Origin of the sequence: Kosakonia sp. BYX6, from assembly GCF_038449125.1 — a bacterium.
GTDB classification, from domain to species: domain Bacteria; phylum Pseudomonadota; class Gammaproteobacteria; order Enterobacterales; family Enterobacteriaceae; genus Kosakonia; species Kosakonia calanthes.
This window is the reverse complement of the sequence record NZ_CP151800.1, coordinates 2,797,627-2,817,836: the sequence shown is the minus strand read 5'-3', so window position 1 is coordinate 2,817,836 and position 20,210 is coordinate 2,797,627. Positions and strand designations below refer to the sequence as shown.

Annotated in this window: 19 protein-coding genes; 11 read left to right on the top strand and 8 right to left on the bottom strand. The window is 55.8% G+C overall.

Going from position 1 to position 20,210, the window contains the following annotated elements; all coding sequences use genetic code 11:
• Positions 1-18: 18 nt before the first annotated feature.
• Positions 19-813: a triose-phosphate isomerase gene (locus AAEY27_RS13240; RefSeq protein ID WP_342321052.1), complete on the bottom strand. Its 795-nt coding sequence runs from the start codon at positions 811-813 to the stop codon at positions 19-21.
• Between the two features lie 246 nt (positions 814-1,059).
• On the opposite strand from AAEY27_RS13240, the gene pdxA reads away from it, so the two are divergent.
• From pdxA to tkt, 7 genes are all read left to right on the top strand, one after another.
• A complete protein-coding gene (gene pdxA, locus AAEY27_RS13235; protein WP_342321051.1) occupies positions 1,060-2,067 on the top strand; it encodes a 4-hydroxythreonine-4-phosphate dehydrogenase PdxA in 1,008 nt (335 codons plus the stop codon).
• 27 nt (positions 2,068-2,094) lie between these two features.
• Positions 2,095-3,807 carry a four-carbon acid sugar kinase family protein gene (locus tag AAEY27_RS13230; RefSeq protein ID WP_342321050.1) on the top strand — a complete coding sequence of 571 codons (1,713 nt, stop codon included), beginning with the start codon at positions 2,095-2,097 and terminating at the stop codon, positions 3,805-3,807.
• 85 nt (positions 3,808-3,892) lie between these two features.
• Positions 3,893-4,912: a 2-keto-3-deoxygluconate permease gene (locus AAEY27_RS13225; RefSeq protein ID WP_342321049.1), complete on the top strand. Its 1,020-nt coding sequence runs from the start codon at positions 3,893-3,895 to the stop codon at positions 4,910-4,912.
• A 1-nt stretch (position 4,913) separates the two neighbouring features.
• Entirely contained in the window at positions 4,914-5,282 is a 369-nt protein-coding gene (locus tag AAEY27_RS13220; RefSeq protein WP_342321048.1) for a PTS glucitol/sorbitol transporter subunit IIA, read from the top strand.
• A 15-nt stretch (positions 5,283-5,297) separates the two neighbouring features.
• Complete coding sequence (gene rpiB, locus AAEY27_RS13215) at positions 5,298-5,756, top strand: ribose 5-phosphate isomerase B (RefSeq protein ID WP_342321047.1); 459 nt, start codon at positions 5,298-5,300, stop codon at positions 5,754-5,756.
• 11 nt (positions 5,757-5,767) lie between these two features.
• Positions 5,768-6,718, top strand: a complete 951-nt coding sequence (gene tal, locus AAEY27_RS13210) for a transaldolase (protein ID WP_342321046.1) — start codon at positions 5,768-5,770, stop codon at positions 6,716-6,718.
• Between the two features lie 20 nt (positions 6,719-6,738).
• Positions 6,739-8,739, top strand: coding sequence for a transketolase (tkt, locus tag AAEY27_RS13205; protein WP_342321045.1), 2,001 nt, complete (start codon positions 6,739-6,741; stop codon positions 8,737-8,739).
• A 235-nt stretch (positions 8,740-8,974) separates the two neighbouring features.
• On the opposite strand, the gene AAEY27_RS13200 is transcribed toward tkt, so the two are convergent.
• Genes AAEY27_RS13200 through AAEY27_RS13190 form a run of 3 tightly spaced genes read right to left on the bottom strand, consistent with a single transcriptional unit; the run spans position 8,975 to position 11,837 of the window.
• Positions 8,975-10,360, bottom strand: a complete 1,386-nt coding sequence (locus AAEY27_RS13200; RefSeq protein ID WP_342321044.1) for a heavy metal sensor histidine kinase — start codon at positions 10,358-10,360, stop codon at positions 8,975-8,977.
• Positions 10,357-11,031 (bottom strand): heavy metal response regulator transcription factor, encoded by a 675-nt coding sequence (locus AAEY27_RS13195; RefSeq protein ID WP_342321043.1) that lies wholly within the window; start codon positions 11,029-11,031, stop codon positions 10,357-10,359. The genes AAEY27_RS13200 and AAEY27_RS13195 overlap by 4 nt, the downstream gene beginning before the upstream one ends.
• Positions 11,032-11,072: 41 nt before the next feature.
• Positions 11,073-11,837 carry an alpha/beta hydrolase gene (locus AAEY27_RS13190; protein ID WP_342321042.1) on the bottom strand — a complete coding sequence of 255 codons (765 nt, stop codon included), beginning with the start codon at positions 11,835-11,837 and terminating at the stop codon, positions 11,073-11,075.
• Between the two features lie 196 nt (positions 11,838-12,033).
• Between AAEY27_RS13190 and AAEY27_RS13185 the strand changes: the two genes are divergently transcribed.
• From AAEY27_RS13185 to AAEY27_RS13175, 3 genes are read left to right on the top strand one after another with little or no spacing between them, the layout of a single operon-like run.
• A complete protein-coding gene (locus AAEY27_RS13185; protein ID WP_342321041.1) occupies positions 12,034-12,792 on the top strand; it encodes a MipA/OmpV family protein in 759 nt (252 codons plus the stop codon).
• Entirely contained in the window at positions 12,792-13,478 is a 687-nt protein-coding gene (locus tag AAEY27_RS13180; protein WP_342321040.1) for a response regulator transcription factor, read from the top strand. Before AAEY27_RS13185 ends, AAEY27_RS13180 begins: the two co-directional genes overlap by 1 nt.
• Positions 13,447-14,799, top strand: a complete 1,353-nt coding sequence (locus AAEY27_RS13175; protein ID WP_342321039.1) for a sensor histidine kinase — start codon at positions 13,447-13,449, stop codon at positions 14,797-14,799. Before AAEY27_RS13180 ends, AAEY27_RS13175 begins: the two co-directional genes overlap by 32 nt.
• Before the next feature lie 66 nt (positions 14,800-14,865).
• Here AAEY27_RS13175 and potD read toward each other — a convergent pair whose 3' ends face one another.
• The 4 genes from potD to potA are packed head-to-tail and all read right to left on the bottom strand — an operon-like array spanning position 14,866 to position 18,719.
• Positions 14,866-15,915: a spermidine/putrescine ABC transporter substrate-binding protein PotD gene (gene potD / locus AAEY27_RS13170; RefSeq protein WP_342321038.1), complete on the bottom strand. Its 1,050-nt coding sequence runs from the start codon at positions 15,913-15,915 to the stop codon at positions 14,866-14,868.
• Positions 15,912-16,703 carry a spermidine/putrescine ABC transporter permease PotC gene (gene potC / locus AAEY27_RS13165; protein ID WP_342321037.1) on the bottom strand — a complete coding sequence of 264 codons (792 nt, stop codon included), beginning with the start codon at positions 16,701-16,703 and terminating at the stop codon, positions 15,912-15,914. The genes potD and potC overlap by 4 nt, the downstream gene beginning before the upstream one ends.
• A complete protein-coding gene (gene potB, locus AAEY27_RS13160) occupies positions 16,700-17,557 on the bottom strand; it encodes a spermidine/putrescine ABC transporter permease PotB (RefSeq protein ID WP_342321036.1) in 858 nt (285 codons plus the stop codon). The genes potC and potB overlap by 4 nt, the downstream gene beginning before the upstream one ends.
• Positions 17,541-18,719, bottom strand: coding sequence for a spermidine/putrescine ABC transporter ATP-binding protein PotA (gene potA / locus AAEY27_RS13155; RefSeq protein ID WP_342325572.1), 1,179 nt, complete (start codon positions 18,717-18,719; stop codon positions 17,541-17,543). The genes potB and potA overlap by 17 nt, the downstream gene beginning before the upstream one ends.
• A 231-nt stretch (positions 18,720-18,950) precedes the next feature.
• Here potA and pepT point away from each other — a divergent pair, with 231 nt between their 5' ends.
• Positions 18,951-20,177 carry a peptidase T gene (gene pepT / locus AAEY27_RS13150; RefSeq protein WP_342321035.1) on the top strand — a complete coding sequence of 409 codons (1,227 nt, stop codon included), beginning with the start codon at positions 18,951-18,953 and terminating at the stop codon, positions 20,175-20,177.
• Positions 20,178-20,210 lie beyond the last annotated feature (33 nt).

Below are 20,210 nucleotides of genomic sequence, written 5' to 3'. Positions count from 1 at the left end.
GCTGATAACGCCCACATACTACTGTGCTTTGCCGATAAAATCCTGCGCTACGCGTTGCACAATTGCGCAATACCCCGCGGCGTCCCAGGCGGCACGCCCAATAAATAAACCATCAATATTGGGCTGTGCGGCGAGTTCCGCGCAATTTTGCAGATTAACGCTGCCGCCATACAACAGCGGGATTTTTGCGCCATCTTCCGCGCCATACAACTCCGTTAACGCGGTGCGCAGCGCCCGATGAATGTCACCCGCTTGTGCAGGTGTGGCAGGCGTGCCGTTTTCACCAATCGCCCAAATCGGCTCGTAGGCAATTAATGTTTGCTGTGCCTGCGCGGCGCTCAACCCAAACAGCGCGATTTTCATCTGGCGAAACACCGTTTCCTCCGACACGCCCCAGCGCTTTTCATCGGCGCTGTCGCCAATACAGACCAGCGGGCGCAAGTTGTGGCGCAGGGCGGTGTGCACTTTGGTATTGATTGCCGCGTCGGTTTCATTAAAGGCGCCGCGCCGCTCGGAATGGCCCATTTCCACCAGCGTCGCGCCGGTTTCTTTAATCATGCTGGCGGAGATTTCGCCAGTCCAGGCACCATTTTCCGCCTGATGCATATTCTGTGCGCCGGTCAAACAAGGTAGGTTATGGGCGCGGAAGAATTCACTCACCGGATGAATCGCGGTAAACGGCGGGATAAAAAAGGGTTGAATGGCCGGGTGCAAAACCGCCGGTAATTGGTCGGCGAGCGCCTCGCAATAGGCCATCGCTTGCGATAACGGTTTATTCATTTTCCAGCTAGTGCCAATCATCAGGCGTTTCATCTGTTTCTCCATTTCTTTGCTAATCAGTCAGTTGTCTGATCAGGTATGCCGCACATTGTGCAATTTGAACATTTATTCATTAACTGAGCATATGTTAGATCACACTTTTGCGATTAAAAATCAGCCGCGATTTTTAATGTGATCTTCATCACTCCTCATTGGCGATTCTTCGGTTAACGTTATGTTCATATGATTTAGTAGTGAACATATGAACGAACAGCGTTTCAATTACCGAGAGGTCCGACGATGTCTGTAGAGAAAAAACCCGTTGTAGCCGTCACTATTGGCGATCCCGCTGGGATCGGCCCGGAAATCACCGTTGCCACGTTGATGGACAAAAGCGTCTACGACGAGTGCAAACCGTTTCTTATTGGCTCTGTGCCGATTATTGAACGGGCGATGAAAATCCAGGGTTGCGACTACCCGATCAACAAAATCACCCACCCGGATCAGGCGAAGTTCAGCTGGGGCACGCTGGATGTGCTGGAAACCGGCGATTACGACTACGGCAGTATTGCCTGGGGCAAAGTGCAGCAACTGGCGGGCAAAATGTCACTGGATTACGTGATGAAATCCATCGAACTGGGCATGGCGGGGCTGATTGATGTGGTGTCCACCGCGCCGATTCATAAAGAAGCCATCAAGCTGGCGGGCTGCAAATTGCCGGGGCACACTGAAATTTACCAGGTCGAAACCCGCTCCGATTACGGCCTGACCATGTTCCACGTGCATAACCTGCGCGTCTTCTTTGTGAGCCGCCATATGGCGCTGAAAGATGCCTGTGACTACGCCAACAAAGAGCGCGTACTGGCCTGTGTTCAGCAAATCAACCATGAATTTACCGCCCTGAATATCAAGAACCCGCGCATTGCGGTAGCCGCGCTGAACCCGCATGGTTCCGATAACGGTCTGTTTGGTCATGAAGAGGCGGATAACCTGATCCCGGCGGTGAAAGCGGCGCAAGCGGAAGGTATTAATGCTATTGGCCCGGTTCCGGCGGATTCCGTGTTCCACCTCGGCAAGCTTGGCAAGTACGACGCCATTCTTTCGCTCTACCACGATCAGGGGCATATCGCCTGTAAAACCCTCGATTTTGAACGCTCGATCACCATTACCTTCGGCCTGCCGTTTATGCGCAGCTCCGTGGATCACGGTACGGCGTTTGATATTGCGGGTACCGGTAAAGCAGGCACTGTCAGCATGCTGGAATCCACGCTGGTCGCGGCGCGTTACTGGAAAATGAAACAGCACTAAGGCGTGATGACTACTGAGGGACAGAGAATGGAAAACTATCTGTTAATTAGTAAAGGCAGTAAAGGCTGGGGCGGCCCGTTAAAGGTGTCGCTCAGCCAGCCGAAAAAAATCGCCTATATCACCGGGGGCATTCGCCCGCCGGTGGTTGACCGGTTGTGTGAACTGACCGGCTGGCCGTCGGTGGATGTGTTCAAACACGGTGAACCGGATGATATCGGCGTGATGGTGATCGACTGCGGCGGCACGCTGCGCTGCGGGTTGTACCCGAAGCGCGGTATTCCGACCATTAACTTGCACCACACCGGGAAAAGCGGCCCGCTGGCCGAATACATTCATGAAGATATTTACGTCTCCGGCGTAACACCGGCGTGTATCGAACGGGTTTACCCGGCCGGGGAAGGCGGCAAACTGGGGATCGTCGCCGACGATCTGACGGGCGCCACCACGGTTGGCGTGCTGCTGGCGCGCAGCGGGCTGAAAACCGCGGCGTTTTTCGACACCGACTCCTTTGCCCGCAATGAAGTGGACTACCCGGCAATGGTGGTGAGCAGCGACAGCCGCCCGTTACCGAAAGCCGAAGCGCAACAGCGCGTCAGTGCGGCGGTGGAACAACTGAAAGCGCGCGGCGCGCACTACTTCACCAAACGGATCGATACGACCCTGCGCGGCGGAATTGGCTACGAAATCGACGCCATGTTAGCGCTGTTGCCGCAGGAAACGGTGGCAGTGGTGGTGCCGGCGATGCCGCAATCGCGGCGTATTCTGGTCGGCGGTTATTCGGTTATCGATTCGGTGGCGCTCTCTTGTACCGATGTGGCGCGCGATGTGCGCACGCCAGTCACCGAATCCTGGGTGCCGGGCTTGCTGGCCAATCAAACGCAACACCATGTCGGCCATATCGCGCTGGCGCAGGTGATGCAGGGCGACGGGCAGATCCAGCAGCAGTTACAAGATCGCCAGCAGGACGGGGCGCGCGTGATTGTGGTGGACGCGATTACCCTTGATGACGTAGACGCGATCGCTCGTGCGGTGGTGGCGCTGAACTGGAATGTGCTGGCGGTCGATCCCGGCCCGTTTACCGAACGGCTGGCGGTGCATCGCGGATTAATGCGTGAGGACAAACGCCTGGCGCAGCAGCCTTTGCCCCGCAGCGACCAGCGCGGTTCTGTGGTGATTGTCGCGGGCAGCGCGACGCCGGTCACCAAAAAGCAGCTTGGGCATTTGATTGCTCACGACGATCGCGTTTGCCATATTCCGGTGGATGCCGAACTGCTGGTGGACAGGAAGAACGCCGCAGAAATCGAAATCAGCCGTATCGTGCGCCAGGCGCACCAGTGCGTGACCACCCATAAAAACGCGCTGTTTGTGTTTGAATCGGCGCTCACTGGCCGGTTATTGGATCTGCGTGAAGAGGAGCAACGCTTTAATCTCGATCACGGCCAGGCGGCGGATAATATCAATAAAGGACTCGGCAGCATCGTCAAAGAAATATTGAATTGCGCCCCGGATGAGATCAAAGGGTTATATATGACCGGCGGCGATACGATGGTTAATGTGCTGAAGGAATTAGGCGCGACCGGGATTGAAATGATCGACTACGTTATTCCGCAAACCGATATGGTGCGCATTATCGGTGGACAATATGCCGGGCTGGTGTGCGTGGGGAAAGGGGGATTAACCGGGCCGGAAGATATTATCAGCACCATCGTTGAACATATTTATAAAGAATCACTGCAATAAAAATTATAAAAACAGGCGACGCGAACATCGTTCGGGCAGTGCGTCGTAAATTAATCACTCTTATACCCTGTATGCGAGTTACCCTATGAACATTAATATTTTAGACAAAATGAATAAGGTGCCCGGCGGTCTCATTATTATTCCGCTGGTGGTCGCTATTCTGCTTAATACCTTTGCGCCGCAAGTTCTCACTATCGGTGGGCCGACAACGGCATTATTTAAAGTCGGATCCAGCGCCATGATGGGCATATTTCTGCTGATCTGCGGCACGTCGATCAATATTCGCCAGGCCGGTTTGCCGCTCTATAAAGGTGCCGTACTGCTTGTCCTCAAATGTATCGCCGGGGCGTTGGCGGTGTGGTTAGTCGGCTCGATGTTTGGCCCGGCCGGGTTTCTGGGCATTTCCACGCTGGCTTTTGTCGCCTGCCTGACCAGCTCCAACAGCTCGCTCTACATTGCACTGTGCAGCAACTACGGCGATGCCAGCGACGCCGGGGCGATCTCGGTGTTCTGCGTCAAAGACGGCCCGTTTGTCACCATGATGGTGCTTGGCGTGAGCGGGCTGGCGAACATTCCTTTCGCTGCGCTGCTCTCAATGCTGATCCCGCTGTTGATCGGCATGTTATGGGGCAACCTGGATGAGCGCTTTAAGCAGCTTTGCGCCGCGGCGCAGCCGCTGATTATCATCATTATGTCGTTCGCCATCGGCGCGAATTCCAGCATCAACACGGTGTTTACTGCCGGGCTGTCGGGCATTGTGCTTGGCCTGATTTCGGCCTGTACCGGCATCATGTTCTACTTCCTCTACAACTTGTTTTTGAAGAAGAAAACGGCGCTCGGCGCAGCGCTTGGCACCACGGCGGCCAGCTCCGCGCTGACCCCGGCAATGGTAGCGCAAGCGGACCCGTCGCTGGCGGTGTATGTCGATGCCGCCACCGCGCAACTGGCGACCGCCAGCATCATCACCATGTTAACGGCGCCGGTACTGGTGGCCTGGTTTGATAAGCGACTGAAAGCGCGCGCGCCGGTGGTGGTGGAAGAAAACACCGCGCCGGAGAAAAAAACGCTGCCGCTGTCGTCGCAGGTCAGTAAAGGGAATAAATAAGATGTCCGCGCCGTTGTACCAGTTAGTGATTACGCAAGTCGGGGATTTTGTCGCCGCGTATTTACGGCAAGATAAATTAATTCTGTTTGCGGAACCGGTCCCCACGGATATTGCCGACTATTGCGCAATACACCAACCGGGTAAATTCAACGGCGTGTTATTACCCGGCCAGCGCCTGACGATTAACGCCATAAATTATCGCATTACCGCCGTTGGCTCAGTGGCAACGGCAAATTTAAAACAGCTTGGCCATATTACCCTTAATTTTGACGGCGCCATTGACGCTGAATTACCCGGCACGGTCCACCTTTGTGGGGTGACGCCCGAGATTATTCTCCCTGGGAATCAAATCTGTATTTACTGTGAATAATTTGAGGACACTGTTATGAAAACAATCGCCATTGGTGCAGATGATGCAGCCTATGCGTTTCGCGATGCCATTGTGAATTATCTGACGCAGCAAAATATTACTGTTGTCGATTACAGTAGCGATAAACGAAAAGGCGCGAATTATTATCCGGATGTTGCCCATGACGTTGCGATGGCTATTAAACAAGGTGAGCACGACCGGGGAATTCTGATTTGCGGTACCGGGATTGGCATGAGCATTGTCGCGAATAAAGTGCCGGGCATCCGTGCCGCACAATGCCACGACACGTTCTCCGCCGAACGGGCGCGCAAAAGTAATAACGCGCAAATCATCACCCTCGGCGCACGCGTGATTGGCGCGGAACTGGGCAAAACAATTATCCAGGCGTGGCTGGAAGCGGAATATGAAGGGGGCGGCTCTGCGGCAAAAGTGGAACGCATTGATTACTACCAAAACCAGCATGCCAGAGATTGACGGAGCCTGTGATGAACCAATTAAACGCGTTAAAAGAGATGACCGTCGTCGTTGCGGATACCGGGGATATCGAGTCGATTAAAAAATTCGCCCCGCAGGACGCCACCACCAACCCGTCGCTGGTGCTCAAAGCCGCGCAATTGCCGCAATATCAGGCGCTGATCGCCGACGCCATCGGCAAAGCGCGTCGGCAGGGCGGCAGCGCTGAAACGCAACTGATCAACGCCTGCGATCAGGTCGCGGTGGATATCGGCAGCGAAGTGCTGCGCCATGTGCCGGGGCGTATCTCCACCGAAGTGGATGCCCGTTTCGCCTGGGATCGCGGCATGTGCGTGACCCGTGCGCGCAAACTGATTCAGCTTTATCAGGAAAACGGCATTGCGCCGTCGCGCATTCTGATCAAACTGGCCGCCACCTGGGAAGGGATCCGCGCGGCAGAAGAGTTAGAGCGCAGCGGGATCAACTGTAACCTGACGCTGCTGTTCTCCTTCGCCCAGGCCCGCGCCTGCGCCGAAGCCGGCGCGTTTTTGATTTCGCCGTTTGTCGGGCGCATTTACGACTGGTATCAAAAAAATGACCCGCAAACGCCGTACCGCGCTGAAAGCGATCCGGGCGTGAAATCAGTGCGCGACATTTACCAGTATTACAAAGCCCACGGCTATGAAACGGTGGTGATGGGCGCGAGCTTCCGCCGCATTGAGCAGATTCAGGCGCTGGCCGGCTGCGATCGCCTCACGATTTCTCCGGCCCTGCTGGATGAACTGGCCGCCTGCGACGCGCCGCTGACCCGCCAGCTTACCCCTGGCTGCGTGAGCGAAACGCGCCCCAGCCCGATGAGCCAGTCGGAATTCCTCTGGCAACATCACCAGGACGCGATGGCGGTGGAGAAGCTGGCCGAAGGGATCCGCTTGTTTGCCGTTGACCAGTTGAAGCTGGAAAACCTGATTCGCCAGATGCTCTGAACGGCGCGCGAGGATAAACAATGAACACAGCAAATGCACGGCGCCAGCGCGCCAACGCGCTTCGTGCGCTCTCGATGGACGCGGTACAGAAAGCCAAATCCGGTCACCCGGGTGCCCCGATGGGCATGGCTGACATCGCCGAAGTCCTGTGGCGTGATTTCCTGAACCACAACCCGACAAACCCGGCCTGGGCTGACCGCGACCGCTTTGTGCTGTCCAACGGCCACGGCTCAATGCTGATTTACAGCCTGCTGCACCTCACCGGCTACGACCTGCCCGTTGAAGAGCTGAAAAACTTCCGCCAGCTGCACTCAAAAACCCCGGGCCACCCGGAAGTCGGTTACACCGCGGGCGTGGAAACCACCACCGGTCCGCTGGGGCAGGGCATTGCCAACGCCGTGGGCATGGCGATTGCCGAAAAGACCCTGGCCGCGCAGTTCAACCGCCCGGGCCACGACATTGTTGACCACTTCACCTATGCCTTTATGGGCGACGGCTGCATGATGGAAGGCATCTCCCATGAAGTCTGCTCGCTGGCCGGGACGCTGAAGCTCGGCAAACTGGTGGCGTTCTATGACGACAACGGCATCTCCATCGACGGCCACGTGGAAGGCTGGTTCACCGACGACACCGCAAAACGCTTTGAAGCCTACGGCTGGCACGTGGTGCGCGGCGTGGACGGTCATGACGCGGACGCCATCAAACGCGCGGTGGAAGAGGCGCGCAGCGTGACCGACAGACCGTCGCTGCTGATGTGCAAAACCATCATCGGTTTCGGCTCGCCGAACAAGGCCGGCACCCACGACGCCCACGGTGCGCCGCTGGGCGACGCGGAAATCGCGCTGACCCGTGAACAGCTTGGCTGGCAGCACGCGCCGTTTGAGATTCCGTCTGAAATCTACGCGCAGTGGGATGCGAAGGAAGCCGGTCAGGCGAAAGAGTCCGCCTGGAACGAAAAATTCGCTGCTTACGCGAAAGCCTTCCCGCAGGAAGCCGCTGAGTTCACCCGCCGCATGAAGGGTGAGATGCCGGAAGACTTCGCCGCGAAGGCGAACGACTTCATTGCGAAACTGCAGGCGAACCCGGCGAAAATCGCCAGCCGCAAGGCCTCGCAGAACGCCATCGAAGCCTTCGGCCCGCTGCTGCCGGAGTTCCTCGGCGGCTCTGCTGACCTGGCGCCGAGCAACCTGACCCTGTGGTCCGGTTCGAAAGCGATTAATGAAGACACCGCAGGCAACTACATTCACTACGGCGTGCGCGAATTCGGCATGACGGCGATTGCCAACGGCATCGCCCTGCACGGCGGTTTCCTGCCGTACACCTCCACCTTCCTGATGTTTGTTGAATACGCGCGTAACGCGGTGCGTATGGCGGCGCTGATGAAACAGCGCCAGGTGCTGGTCTACACCCATGACTCCATCGGTCTGGGCGAGGACGGCCCGACGCACCAGCCGGTGGAGCAGGTGGCGTCCCTGCGCCTGACCCCGAACGTCAGCACCTGGCGTCCGTGCGACCAGGTGGAATCGGCGGTGGCGTGGAAATCTGGTGTGGAGCGCCACGACGGCCCGACCGCGCTGATTCTGTCGCGCCAGAACCTGGCCCAGCAGGCGCGTACCGGACAGCAGCTGGCGGATATCGCCCGCGGCGGGTACGTGCTGAAGGACTGCGACGGTCAGCCGCAGGTGATTTTCATCGCCACCGGTTCAGAAGTGGAACTGGCGGTGGCCGCCGGGGAGCGTCTGTCCGGCGAAGGTGTGAAAGTGCGCGTGGTTTCCATGCCGTCCACCGACACGTTCGATAAGCAGGATGCGGCGTACCGTGAATCCGTGCTGCCGAAAGCGGTGAGCGCACGCGTTGCCATCGAAGCCGGCATCGCTGATTTCTGGTACAAGTACACCGGCCTGAACGGCGCGGTGGTCGGCATGACCACCTTCGGTGAATCGGCGCCGGCAGAGCAGTTGTTTGATTTGTACGGCTTCCGTGTCGGCAACATTGTCGATACCGCCAAAACGTTGTTGTAATCTTTATCGCCGGATGGCGCTTAAACGCTTATCCGGCCTACGGGACTGCGCATTCTCCAGGCGTCAGTTCTGTTGTCGAACCCTTCGAAGTGAAAGTGGAACCCGGCATCATGGTTCTCAGTTGTACGCCTGTCATGTACGATTCAAACGTACATTTCAGGAGGTCATATGCGAACTTATACCACTATCTAATGGCGTCTTCCTTCCTCTGGGTAAGCGAGTGATAAACGTTGGGCTAATGAGGAAAGAGCAGCCAGAAACGTGTTTGGCGCTGTTCGCATTTTACGCCGCAGCGTCCCTGGTGGAGCTGCATAATACTGCGAACGATAGAAAGACCCAGCCCGCTGCTGCTTTGCGAGGCGTGGCGCGCGCTATCGGCACGCCAGAAGCGGTCAAACAATCTTTCTTGCTGTTCTGTGGGAATTGGATCTTCCAGATTCGTCACCGTAAGCAGTACGCCATCGGGCTGGTGGCGAGCATCAATTTGGACTTCGCTGTGGCTATCCGCGTAGCGGATAGCGTTAGCTAACAGATTGGCGATGGCACGTTGCAGCAGGTCGGCATCGGCCATGATTGTTCCTGCGGCCGAAAAGCGTAACGTGATGTGCCGCTCTTCTGCCGGGCCTTCAAAATAGTCAGCCAGCGGATCCAAAACGTGTTCCAGCGCCAGCGGGACTTTGTTAATCGCCTGGCTGGCATTCTCTGCCCTGGCGAGGAACAACATTTTGTCGATCATCGTGGACAGGCGCACCAGCTCTTCAAAATTGGAACCCAGCAGCGCGATGTAATAGGGTTCAGTCCGTTTTTGCGTCAGCGCGATCTCAGTTTGCCCCAGCAGATTGCTGATCGGTGTGCGAAGATCGTGGGCCATATCCGCGCTGACCTGGCTCAGTTGCTGAAAGCTGTTTTCCAGCCTGTCCAGCATTTCGTTAAACGCGCCACTCAGTGGCTGTAATTCATAAGGCGTGCTGTGCAATGTGATGCGATGTCCCAGATGGCGCACGTCGATGGCAGACGCTTCTCTGGCCAGGCGCTGCAAAGGCCGCAGGCTGCGCCGGGCTAACAATGCGCTCAGTACGATCACCGCCAGCGCGGCGCACAGCGTGACCAGCACAATCTGGCGCAGGTAGCTTTCCTGAATTTGCGTCCGCTCAGTCATCAGCCTGCCGGTAATAATTTCGAGTTCACGCGGAGGGTTGCCGGTCATCGCCAACGTGGCCGCTGAGATAAAGGGCACACCATTTTGCGCGGGCTGATGATGTACATCCGCAGGGGTGAGGGGTTTGCTGGCGACCACCGGAACAATTTCTGGCAATGGGCGCTTAGCGGAGTTCACTTCAATCAACGGCGGTTGGCCAGGAAAACGCAGCACCAGCAATGATTCGGTATTGCCCAGCATATTGGTAAACAAGTGGGGCTTTTTGCTGAGCATCTGTTGGACATCTTCGTCAAGCACCAGCGTGCGGATTTGATCCAGACGGTTGATTAGCGCGATGTCGTCACGATTGCTGAGTTGTTGACAGAGAGAGCGATAGAGCGCTGTACCCACGCCGATCAACACGATCAGCACCGCTGTGCCCATCATCAGCGATAACCGGGTGCTGATGGCCAGATTTCTCATGACTTTTCCTCACAGCAATAGCCCACGCCGTGCACGGTATGGATCAGCGGATAGGCAAACGGCGCATCCACTTTTTGCCTCAGGCGACGAACGGCCACATCAACCACATTGGTATCGCTGTCAAAATTCATATCCCAAACGCGTGAGGCGATCAGGGTGCGGGTCAGCACCTGGCCGGCGTTGAGCATAAACAGCTGTAATAAATTGAATTCTTTGTTGGTCAGATCCAGCCGCACGCCTGCGCGTTCCACCCGGCGTGTCGCGATATTCATGCGCAGATCGCCGACCTCCAGTTGTTCTTCCCGCTTTGCCAGCCCGCCACGGCGCAAAGCGGTGCGGATGCGCGCCAGCAGTTCAGCAAAAGAGAAAGGTTTCACCAGATAATCATCCGCGCCTAACTCCAGCCCTTTGATTTTGTCCTCTACGGTGCTTTTGGCGGTGAGAAAAATCACCGGCGTGTCGAGCTGTTTATCCAGTTGCCCCATCACCTCCCAGCCATTCACCTGAGGCATCATTACATCCAGCAGAATAAGGTCGTAATAATATTCCCTGGCCATAAACAACCCTTCCTGACCGTCTGCCGCGACATCAACCACATAGCCGGACTCGGTTAATCCGCTGCGCATGTACTCACGCGCTTTGGGTTCGTCTTCTATCACCAATATTTTCATTCATGGCTCCCGGACGTGTTTCCCTGCGCAGCGGCGGTCACTCATTGATGCGTGCCGTTGGCCGCTTGCTCGATCAGCGCGGCGACTTCCCTGGGGTGAGATTGATAAACAGAATGGCTGCCATCCACTTCCACCGTGTGACTTTTGGCGCGTTTGGCATACATCCGTTCCAGATCTGGATTAATAATTTTGTCGGATTTGGCCACCATATACCAACTCGGTTTGGTTCTCCATGCGGCCTCTGTCACAACAGCAGCCAGCGAGGTCGGCGAGGTGGGGATTTGCGCCTGCGCCTGATACTGAGCCAGATCAGGTTTCAGGTCAGCGGCAAAATCGCCCGGAAAATACTGTGGATCGAGCATGACATAGCCATCCGATGTTTTGATAAAAGGATGCGCAGTGTTGGGGTATTTTTTGCTGACTTCTGCCCGGTTTTCGCCAGCATCCAACGCATGGGCGGCGATATAAACCAGCCCAGTCACTTTCGGATCATTACCGGCTTGCGTAATGATCGCGCCGCCGTAACTGTGGCCGACCAAAATAACCGGCCCCTCCTGGCGGTCCAAAATCCGCTTAGTGGCCGCGACATCGTCGGCAAACGACGTTAATGGTTCCTGAACCAGCGTGACCTTGTAGCCATCACGATGAAGAATGTCATAGACCGGTTTCCACCCCGAGCCATCCACAAAGGCACCGTGCACCAGCACGATATTTTTCACCGGCGCAGCCTGCGCTGCGAAGCTGGCGCCGGTCATCATCAGGGCTGCGACGACAACACTCATTACCGCTTTGATTTTCACGTTCATGCTTTTTTCTCCTCACAGGGTTTTACTTTCGATGTGGGAGTGAGTGTAGCGAGCAGGTTCTGACAAGAGGGTGAGCCAGTTATGACAAAAAAATGACGAACCGGCGCGGGTTTAGCTGTCATCCGGCAAGCCCAGTAAGTTCCCTGTAAGCGAACCATCCTGATAATGCGACTTTATCGCAAAAAGGAGCGTCATCATGGTCGCTGTGCCACGCCGCGTTATTGTCGCGAGTCTGTTGTCTGTTTCATTTGCCGCCGGAGCTGAAGAGGCCACCGCCTGGGGATTAGGCGTGGGGGTTGCCAGCACGCAAAAGCCCTACACCGATATCGATCGCAAATATACCCCGCTGCCGTTGCTCTATTTCAAAAACGACTGGTTCCGTTTTGCCGGCACCCAGGCGGAGATCATCTTGCCGCAACTGCAACTGAGTGAAACTCAGCAGCTCAATTTCGGTCTTATTGCCAACTACGACGGCTCGGGCTATGACGAGGATGATTCCTGGATCTTTGACGGCATGGACAAACGTAAGGGTGGGTTCTGGGCCGGGGCGAAAATAGAGTGGCAAAATGAGGTGGTCAATATTTTCACCGACTGGACGCACGATATCTCCGGCAACAGTAGCGGGCAGCGTATTCGCCTCGGCGCAGAAAGAAGCTGGCAGTGGGGCGAGGTCACGCTGACACCGCGCATTGTCGCTAATCGCTACAACCGTAATTATGTGGATTACTACTACGGCGTGCGCGATGATGAAGCCCGCTCGTGGCGGCCTGCTTACCAGGGCGACGCCAGTGTTAACACCGAATTTGGCTTGAACAGCGTTTATCGATTTAATCAACATCACGCGTTGACGCTGGATGTTGAAGTCACGCTGCTGGGATCAGAAATTAAGGACAGCCCGCTGGTGGACAGGACAAACGAAAACCGCATCTTTGCGAGCTACATATATCATTTCTAATGAGCCGAATACTGTTAATTGAAGATCACGAACACCTGGCGTGGCTGATCGCCAAGGGGCTGATGGGCGCGGGTATCGCGGTGGACATTGTCGATCGCGGTAGCGCCGCCTGGTCGGCCATTGCCCAGGTGGAATATCAGGGGATGGTGCTGGATCGCGGTTTGCCGGACGGCGATGGCCTGCAGCTATTGCAGCGCCTGCGCCAGGCGGATATCGGCATTCCGTGCCTGATCCTCACCGCCCGCGATGCGTTGCACGATCGGGTACAAGGGCTGGAAGCGGGGGCGGATGATTATCTCGCTAAACCGTTTGCCATGGAGGAGCTGGTCGCGCGCACCCGCGCGTTATTGCGCCGACCCGCCGCCAGCCAGCCGTTGCAACCGGCCTGCGGCGATCTTACTTTATCGCCGGAATCCTCGGTGATGCACTGCGGGCAGCAAAGTATTGCGCTGGCGCCGGCGGAGCTGCAAATCATGCTGGCGCTGGTGCAAAAACAGGGCAACGTGGTGCGCCGCAGCCAGATGGAAGCCGCCGGGTGGGGGCTAAGCGACGCGGTGACGCCGAACGCGCTGGATGTGGCGTTGCATCGCCTGCGCCGCAAACTGGCGACCATCGGTTCACATATGCAGATTGTTAATATCAGGGGGCTGGGCTATGCCATCCGTGAAGACGAACTGGCTGAATAGTCTGGCAATGAAGATCCTGTTGGCGTTTATCGCTGGCGTGTTATTAACCATCGCGTTTCTGGTCTCATTTAGCCTGATCGTCAAAGAGCGCCTGCCGGGGATGGATCTCTCTGACTACACGCGTGCGTTAGCCAGAGAGCTGCAATTTGACCGCAATGGTCAGCCGGTCGGCTTCAGCCATGGCGACAAATATCCGGTGTGGATTTACACCGGTTTGTCGAACGATGTCGCCTACCGGGTGCTGGATGAAAATGGCCGGGTGGTGCTGATGTCGCCCGGCGCGCAACACTGGCCGCCGCTGTTGCAAATCACCACGCCTTTTACCGGCGACTTTGGTTTTACCGTCAACGGCATTGCCTATGATGGCGTGACCAAAGCCTACAACCGCGATGGCAAAACCTGGTATATCCAGATGACCGCCAGTTTTCGCATTATCGATTTTCTGCATCGCGGGTTTGCGCTGCCCTTTATCCGCTATGGCATTGAGTCATTTAGCCTGGTGCTATTAGTGGTGTTTGGTTTCTGCGCGTGGGTCACGCTGACTTACTCGCTACGACCGTTACGCAAAGTGTCTGCGGAAGCGGCAATTATCTCGCCTCGATCGCTGAATGCGCGGTTGCAAACCGAAGGCGTGCCCACCGAAATATTCCCGCTGATCGACAGTTTTAACCAGGCGCTGGCGCGGCTGGAGAAAGGTTACCAGACGCAGCAGGATTTCCTGGCTAAAGCGGCTCATGAACTCAAAACGCCGCTGACGGTGATCCGCGCGGAAGTGGAGTTGATGGAAGACAACAACGAAGTGCGCCCGTCGCTGTTGTTGCAGGTCGAACATCTGGCGCGCCAGGTGCAGCAGTTGTTGCTGCTGGCCGAAGCCAGCGAGATGCTCAGCTACCATTTTGCCCGCGTCGATGCGGTGGCGGTCGCGCGTGATTGCGTGCAGTTTTTACAGCGTATCGCCGATGATGCACAGGTGAATTTGACGCTGCGGGTGCCGAATGGGCCCGCGTTCTGGCTCGCGGATCGCGGGGCGCTTTTCACGCTGTTAAAGAACCTGATGGAGAACGCGATCCAGCATGCGCCGGTGGATTCCGATGTGCGTACCGAAATCACTGCCGAGCGCATTACGGTGCGGGATTTTGGGCCTGGCGTGGCGGAAGACGAGTTGCCAATGCTTTTCTCCCGCTTCTGGCGCGGCGCGCACCGCCAGGACATTGGCGCAGGGCTGGGGCTGGCGATCTGCCAGGAAATCGCCGTCGCCCACGGTTGGACACTGACGGTCGAAAACCGCAAGCCAGGATTACAGCTCACGCTCACTAAGTAGGCCGGATAAGCGCAAACGCCATCCGGCAATGTCTCGATCTCCACGAAGGGAAGACCGGGCAGGGACTTAGCGACCAGCTTTCAGCTTCTGGTAATACTCTTCGTAAATGGCGCTGGCGCTGCCAACGTCATTTTGCCACTCGCCTTGATTGATGGTTTCAGCATCCGGGTAAAGGGATTTGTCGTTGGCGATTTCCGGTTTCAGCAGCTTACGCGCGGCCAGGTTCGGCGTCGGGTAACCGATGGTTTCCGCCACTTGTTTAGCGATTTCCGGGCGCAGCAGGAAGTTAATCAGCTTCAGCGCGCCGTCGACGTTTTTGGCGTTCGCTGGAATTGACAGGCTGTCCATCCAGAAAATGCCGCCTTCTTTTGGCCACACCACCTCCAGCGGCGTGCCCGCCTCGCGGGCGACAAACGCGGAACCGTTCCACACCATGCCCAGGTTCACTTCGCCTTCCATATACGGGTTCGCCGGGTTATCGGAGTTGAACGCCGCGACGTTTGGCATCAGTTTTTGCAGCTCTTTATATGCCGCTTCAATCTCTTTCGGGTCGGTCGTGTTGCCGGAGTAGCCCAGTTTACGCAGCGCCATCTGGAACACTTCGCGCGCATCATCGGTCAGCAGCAGGCTGCCTTTGTACTCCGGTTTCCACAGGTCGGCCCAACTGGTCACGGTTTTCGGATCGATAGCTTCGCTGTTCACGCCAATGGCGGTGGCGCCCCAGATGTAGGGAATCGAGTAATCATTACTCGGGTCAAACGGCTTGTTGAGCATCTGCGGATCGAGGTTGTGAAAGTTGGTCAGCTTCGTTCTATCGATCTTCTGGATCATGCCTTCTTTGCGCATTTTGTCGACGAAGTAGGTCGACGGCACCACCAGATCGTAAGCGCCTTCTTTGTAGGTTTTGAGCTTGGCGTACATGGTTTCATTCGACTCGTAAGTGGAATAAATCACCTTGATGCCCGTCTCTTTGGTGAACTGCTCAAGCAGGCCTGGCGGCACGTACTCGGTCCAGTTATAGAAATAGAGCGTTTTGTTGTCGTCCGCGTGCGCGGCGCTCATGCCGATGGCGAGCGCGCCGGCGGCGAGCAGGTGGCGTGACCAGTTTTTCTTCATCTATCCGTCCCCTGAGTTTTTGTTTTATCACGAGCAATAAGCTGGCTGGCGATCACCAGGACCAGCGACAGAACCAACAGAATGGTGGTGAGCGCATTCACTTCGGGTGATACGCCGACCTTCACCATTGAATAGATCTTCAATGGCAGAATTTCATACCCCGGCCCGGTAACGAAGGAGGAAACCACCACGTCATCCATCGACAGGGTAAAACTGAGTAACCAGCCCGCCGCGACCGCAGGCATCGCCAGCGGCAGAATGATTTTGCGCAGAATGGTTATCTCGCTGGCGCCGAGATCTTTTGCTGCTTCCAGCATCCGCACATCAAAGCCTTTCAACCGCGAGAAAACGGTGACCACCACAAACGGCAGACAGAAGGTGATATGGGAAAACAGCAGCGACCAGAAGCCAAGCTGCACGCCAAGCAACATAAACAGCACCAGCAGCGAAATCGCCATCACGATATCCGGCGACATCATCACCACAAACAGCATGCCGCTGACAAACGGTTTGCCGCGAAAACGGTAGCGATAAAGGGCCACGGCGGTCAGCGAACCGATAAGCGTGGCGAATGTCGCCGACAGCACCGCCATGGTTAATGAATGCTGTGCGGCCTGCAACAGGCTGTCGTTATTCATCAACAAGCTGTACCACTGAGTGGAAAAGCCCTGCCAGTTAATGCCGAAGCGCGAACGGTTAAACGAATTCACGATCAAGATAATGATCGGGATATAAAGATAGGCGTAAATGGCGGTCATAAAACCGCCGCGAAGCAGTCGACCGATCATTCCAGTTCCACCCTTTTATTCAGCAAACGCGCGGCGCGCCAGTACACCAGCAGCATCAGCCCCATCACAATCGTCAGAGTAATGCTGGTGGCGGAACCAAACGGCCAGTCGCGAATATTCAGGAACTGGCTTTTGATGACGTTACCGATCAGCAAGTTTTTCGCGCCGCCCATCAAATCTGACACATAAAACAGCCCCATTGCCGGCAGCATCACCAGCAGGCAACCGGCAATAATCCCCGGCATGGTCAGCGGAATAATAATGCGTGTAAAAGTTTGCAGCTTACTGGCGCCGAGATCTCTTGCCGCTTCCAACAGCGGTTTATCGAGCTTTTCGATGCTGGAGTAGAGCGGCATCACCATAAACGGCAGCAGAATGTAAACCAGCCCGATGATCACCGCGCTTGGCGTAAACATAATGCGAATTGGCGTGTCGATGACCCCCAGCCACAGCAAAAACGCATTGAGATAGCCTTTGGTGCTGAGGAAAATCTTCAGCCCGTAAATGCGAATCAACGAGTTGGTCCAGAAGGGGACAATCAGCAAGAACAGCAGCAGCGGGCGCACTTTCGCCGGCAATTTCGCCAGAAACCAGGCGAACGGATAACCGAGCACCAGGCAGGCGATTGTCGCGATGACGGCCATATTCAACGAATGCAGCAGCACGTCGAAATAGAGCGGATCGAGCAGACGCGCGTAGTTATCCAGCGTGAAGACCAGCTTGACGAAATTGGCGTCGTCGCGGGTCAAAAAGCTGGTGGCGATGATCATCAGGTTGGGCAGAAAGACAAACAGCACAAGCCAACCGACGATTGTGGCGATTACCACATTCTGGAATTTACTTGTGCTCTTCATCAGCCAGTACGACCTCCCAGCTTTCGACCCAGTTAATGGCCATTTTTTGATCCAGCGAGTGGTCAAAATCCGGATCGTCTTCGTTGAAGAATTCGCTGACCATCACCATCTTGCCGTTTTCCAGCTCAACCATGGATTCCAGCGTCATGCCTTTATAGTTACGTTCGCGCACGTAGCCTATCAGGCCCTCTACTTCGCTGATGTCGTGGATTTCTTCGACGCGCAAATCTTCCGGGCGCAGCAGGACGTTAAGCTGTTGGCCTTTTTCCACTGCGAAATTGACGTAAATATTGCACTCGCGGCCTTCAACGCTGGCGCGCACGCGGCTGTCGTCAAGGCGTTCGATGACGGTGGCGTTGAAGATATTGATTTCGCCAATAAAGCTGGCGACAAACAGGTTTTTCGGCTCTTCGTAGATTTCTCGCGGCGTACCGTCTTGCTCAATGCGGCCATCGCGCATCACCACGATGCGATCGGACATGGTCAGCGCTTCTTCCTGATCGTGGGTCACAAAGACAAAGGTAATGCCTAATTTACGTTGCAGCGCTTTCAGTTCGTTTTGCATCTGCTTGCGCAGCTTGTAATCAAGCGCGGAGAGGGACTCATCGAGCAGCAGTAAACGGGGTTTATTGACCACCGCGCGGGCAATGGCGACGCGCTGTTGCTGGCCACCGGAGAGTTGATGCGGTTTACGCTGGGCGAATTCGTCGAGTTGCACCATGCGCAGCGCGTCGGTCACGCGCGGGGTGATTTCTGCCGCCGGGGTTTTTTGCATCCGCAGACCAAATGCCACGTTTTCGAACACGGTCATATGCGGGAAGAGGGCATAACTTTGAAAAACGGTATTCACATGGCGGTGTTCCGCCGGGACGTGCGTAATATCCTGGGCGTCCAACTGGATATGGCCGACATCGACGTTTTCCAGCCCGGCAATCAAACGCAGGACCGTGGTTTTACCGCAGCCAGACGGGCCAAGCAGTGTCAGAAATTCGCCGTTATTGATGGTGAGATTAAAATCAGAAATGACATTTTTGCCATCAAAGCTTTTGCGAATACCGGCCAGTTGCACCAGCGGTGAACGCGAACGCGATTGTGTGTTCAATTTTTTTACTCTGTCCCGTGTTTGCGCATCGGAAGGCTGACCAGATGCGGGGTTTGTGATGAACCACCTTCAGGGTTGTGCACGATTTAAGGGCTGGCATTCTACGGCAAACCCATGAAATCGCCAATCGTTGATGCATTTTCGCCGCTCATTCAGTCACTTTCTCAGCTACTTTTACTGGGCAGAGCGCAATTTTGAAAATATTGCCGTTTACGGGGTAAAGGTGACCTGACGCAATATTTGTCTTTTCACGCTTACTGATAATGTTGAGACATTTTGTTGGGGGGCTTTATGGACAAATTATTAGAACGTTTTTTGCAGTACGTTTCTCTGGATACTCAATCAAAGCCCGGCGTTCGCCAGGTGCCAAGCACTGAAGGTCAGTGGAAGCTCCTGCATTTACTGCAAGACCAGCTCAACGAGATGGGGCTGGAAAATGTGACGTTAAGTGATAAAGGCACGGTCATGGCGAAACTGCCGTCGAATGTGCAAGCTGACGTCCCCGCGATTGGTTTTATTTCCCACGTTGATACCTCGCCTGATTGCAGTGGCAAAAACGTTAATCCGCAAATCCTTGAAAACTACCGTGGTGGCGACATCGCGCTGGGCGTTGGCGATGAGATCCTCTCGCCTGTGATGTTCCCGGTGCTGCATCAGTTGCTGGGGCAAACCCTGATTACCACCGACGGCAAAACGCTGCTCGGCGCGGATGATAAAGCCGGTGTAGCCGAAATCATGACCGCGCTGGCGGTGCTCAAAAAGAAAAATATTCCCCACGGTGATATTTGCGTGGCCTTTACGCCGGATGAAGAGGTGGGCAAAGGCGCGAAGCATTTTGATGTCGAGGCGTTCGGCGCGAAATGGGCGTATACCGTGGATGGCGGCGGCGTCGGCGAGCTGGAGTTTGAGAACTTCAACGCTGCGTCGGTGACCATCAAAATTGTCGGTAATAATGTGCACCCTGGCACGGCGAAAGGCGTGATGGTCAACGCGTTGACGCTCGCCAGCAAAATTCACGCGCAGGTGCCGGAAGAGGAGAGCCCGGAGCAGACCGAGGGCTACGAAGGTTTTTACCATCTCACCAGTATTAAAGGCACGGTTGAACGCGCCGAGATGCACTACATCATCCGCGATTTTGACCGTAAAGCGTTTGAAGCCCGCAAACGTAAGATGATGGAGATCGCCAAGAAAGTGGGTAAGGGTTTGCACCCGGATTGTTATATCGAACTGGTGATCGAAGACAGTTATTACAACATGCGTGAGAAAGTGGCGGAGTTCCCGCACATTATCGAGATTGCGCAGCAGGCCATGCGCGATTGCGATATCGAGCCGGATATGAAACCGATTCGCGGCGGCACCGACGGCGCACAGCTCTCCTTTATGGGGCTGCCGTGCCCGAACATTTTCACCGGTGGGTATAACTACCACGGCAAGCATGAGTTTGTGACCCTCGACGGCATGGAAAAAGCGGTGCAGGTGATTGTGCGTATCGCGGAATTGACGGCCAAAGGGGAGTGATTGCAGCACGTTAATTGCCGGATGGCGGCATAA

Coding starts and splice junctions, on each gene's coding strand:
- AAEY27_RS13240 (WP_342321052.1), bottom strand. CDS start 813: ATGAAACGCCTGATGATTGGCACTAGCTGGAAAATGAATAAACCGTTA.
- pdxA (WP_342321051.1), top strand. CDS start 1,060: ATGTCTGTAGAGAAAAAACCCGTTGTAGCCGTCACTATTGGCGATCCC.
- AAEY27_RS13230 (WP_342321050.1), top strand. CDS start 2,095: ATGGAAAACTATCTGTTAATTAGTAAAGGCAGTAAAGGCTGGGGCGGC.
- AAEY27_RS13225 (WP_342321049.1), top strand. CDS start 3,893: ATGAACATTAATATTTTAGACAAAATGAATAAGGTGCCCGGCGGTCTC.
- AAEY27_RS13220 (WP_342321048.1), top strand. CDS start 4,914: ATGTCCGCGCCGTTGTACCAGTTAGTGATTACGCAAGTCGGGGATTTT.
- rpiB (WP_342321047.1), top strand. CDS start 5,298: ATGAAAACAATCGCCATTGGTGCAGATGATGCAGCCTATGCGTTTCGC.
- tal (WP_342321046.1), top strand. CDS start 5,768: ATGAACCAATTAAACGCGTTAAAAGAGATGACCGTCGTCGTTGCGGAT.
- tkt (WP_342321045.1), top strand. CDS start 6,739: ATGAACACAGCAAATGCACGGCGCCAGCGCGCCAACGCGCTTCGTGCG.
- AAEY27_RS13200 (WP_342321044.1), bottom strand. CDS start 10,360: ATGAGAAATCTGGCCATCAGCACCCGGTTATCGCTGATGATGGGCACA.
- AAEY27_RS13195 (WP_342321043.1), bottom strand. CDS start 11,031: ATGAAAATATTGGTGATAGAAGACGAACCCAAAGCGCGTGAGTACATG.
- AAEY27_RS13190 (WP_342321042.1), bottom strand. CDS start 11,837: ATGAACGTGAAAATCAAAGCGGTAATGAGTGTTGTCGTCGCAGCCCTG.
- AAEY27_RS13185 (WP_342321041.1), top strand. CDS start 12,034: ATGGTCGCTGTGCCACGCCGCGTTATTGTCGCGAGTCTGTTGTCTGTT.
- AAEY27_RS13180 (WP_342321040.1), top strand. CDS start 12,792: ATGAGCCGAATACTGTTAATTGAAGATCACGAACACCTGGCGTGGCTG.
- AAEY27_RS13175 (WP_342321039.1), top strand. CDS start 13,447: ATGCCATCCGTGAAGACGAACTGGCTGAATAGTCTGGCAATGAAGATC.
- potD (WP_342321038.1), bottom strand. CDS start 15,915: ATGAAGAAAAACTGGTCACGCCACCTGCTCGCCGCCGGCGCGCTCGCC.
- potC (WP_342321037.1), bottom strand. CDS start 16,703: ATGATCGGTCGACTGCTTCGCGGCGGTTTTATGACCGCCATTTACGCC.
- potB (WP_342321036.1), bottom strand. CDS start 17,557: ATGAAGAGCACAAGTAAATTCCAGAATGTGGTAATCGCCACAATCGTC.
- pepT (WP_342321035.1), top strand. CDS start 18,951: ATGGACAAATTATTAGAACGTTTTTTGCAGTACGTTTCTCTGGATACT.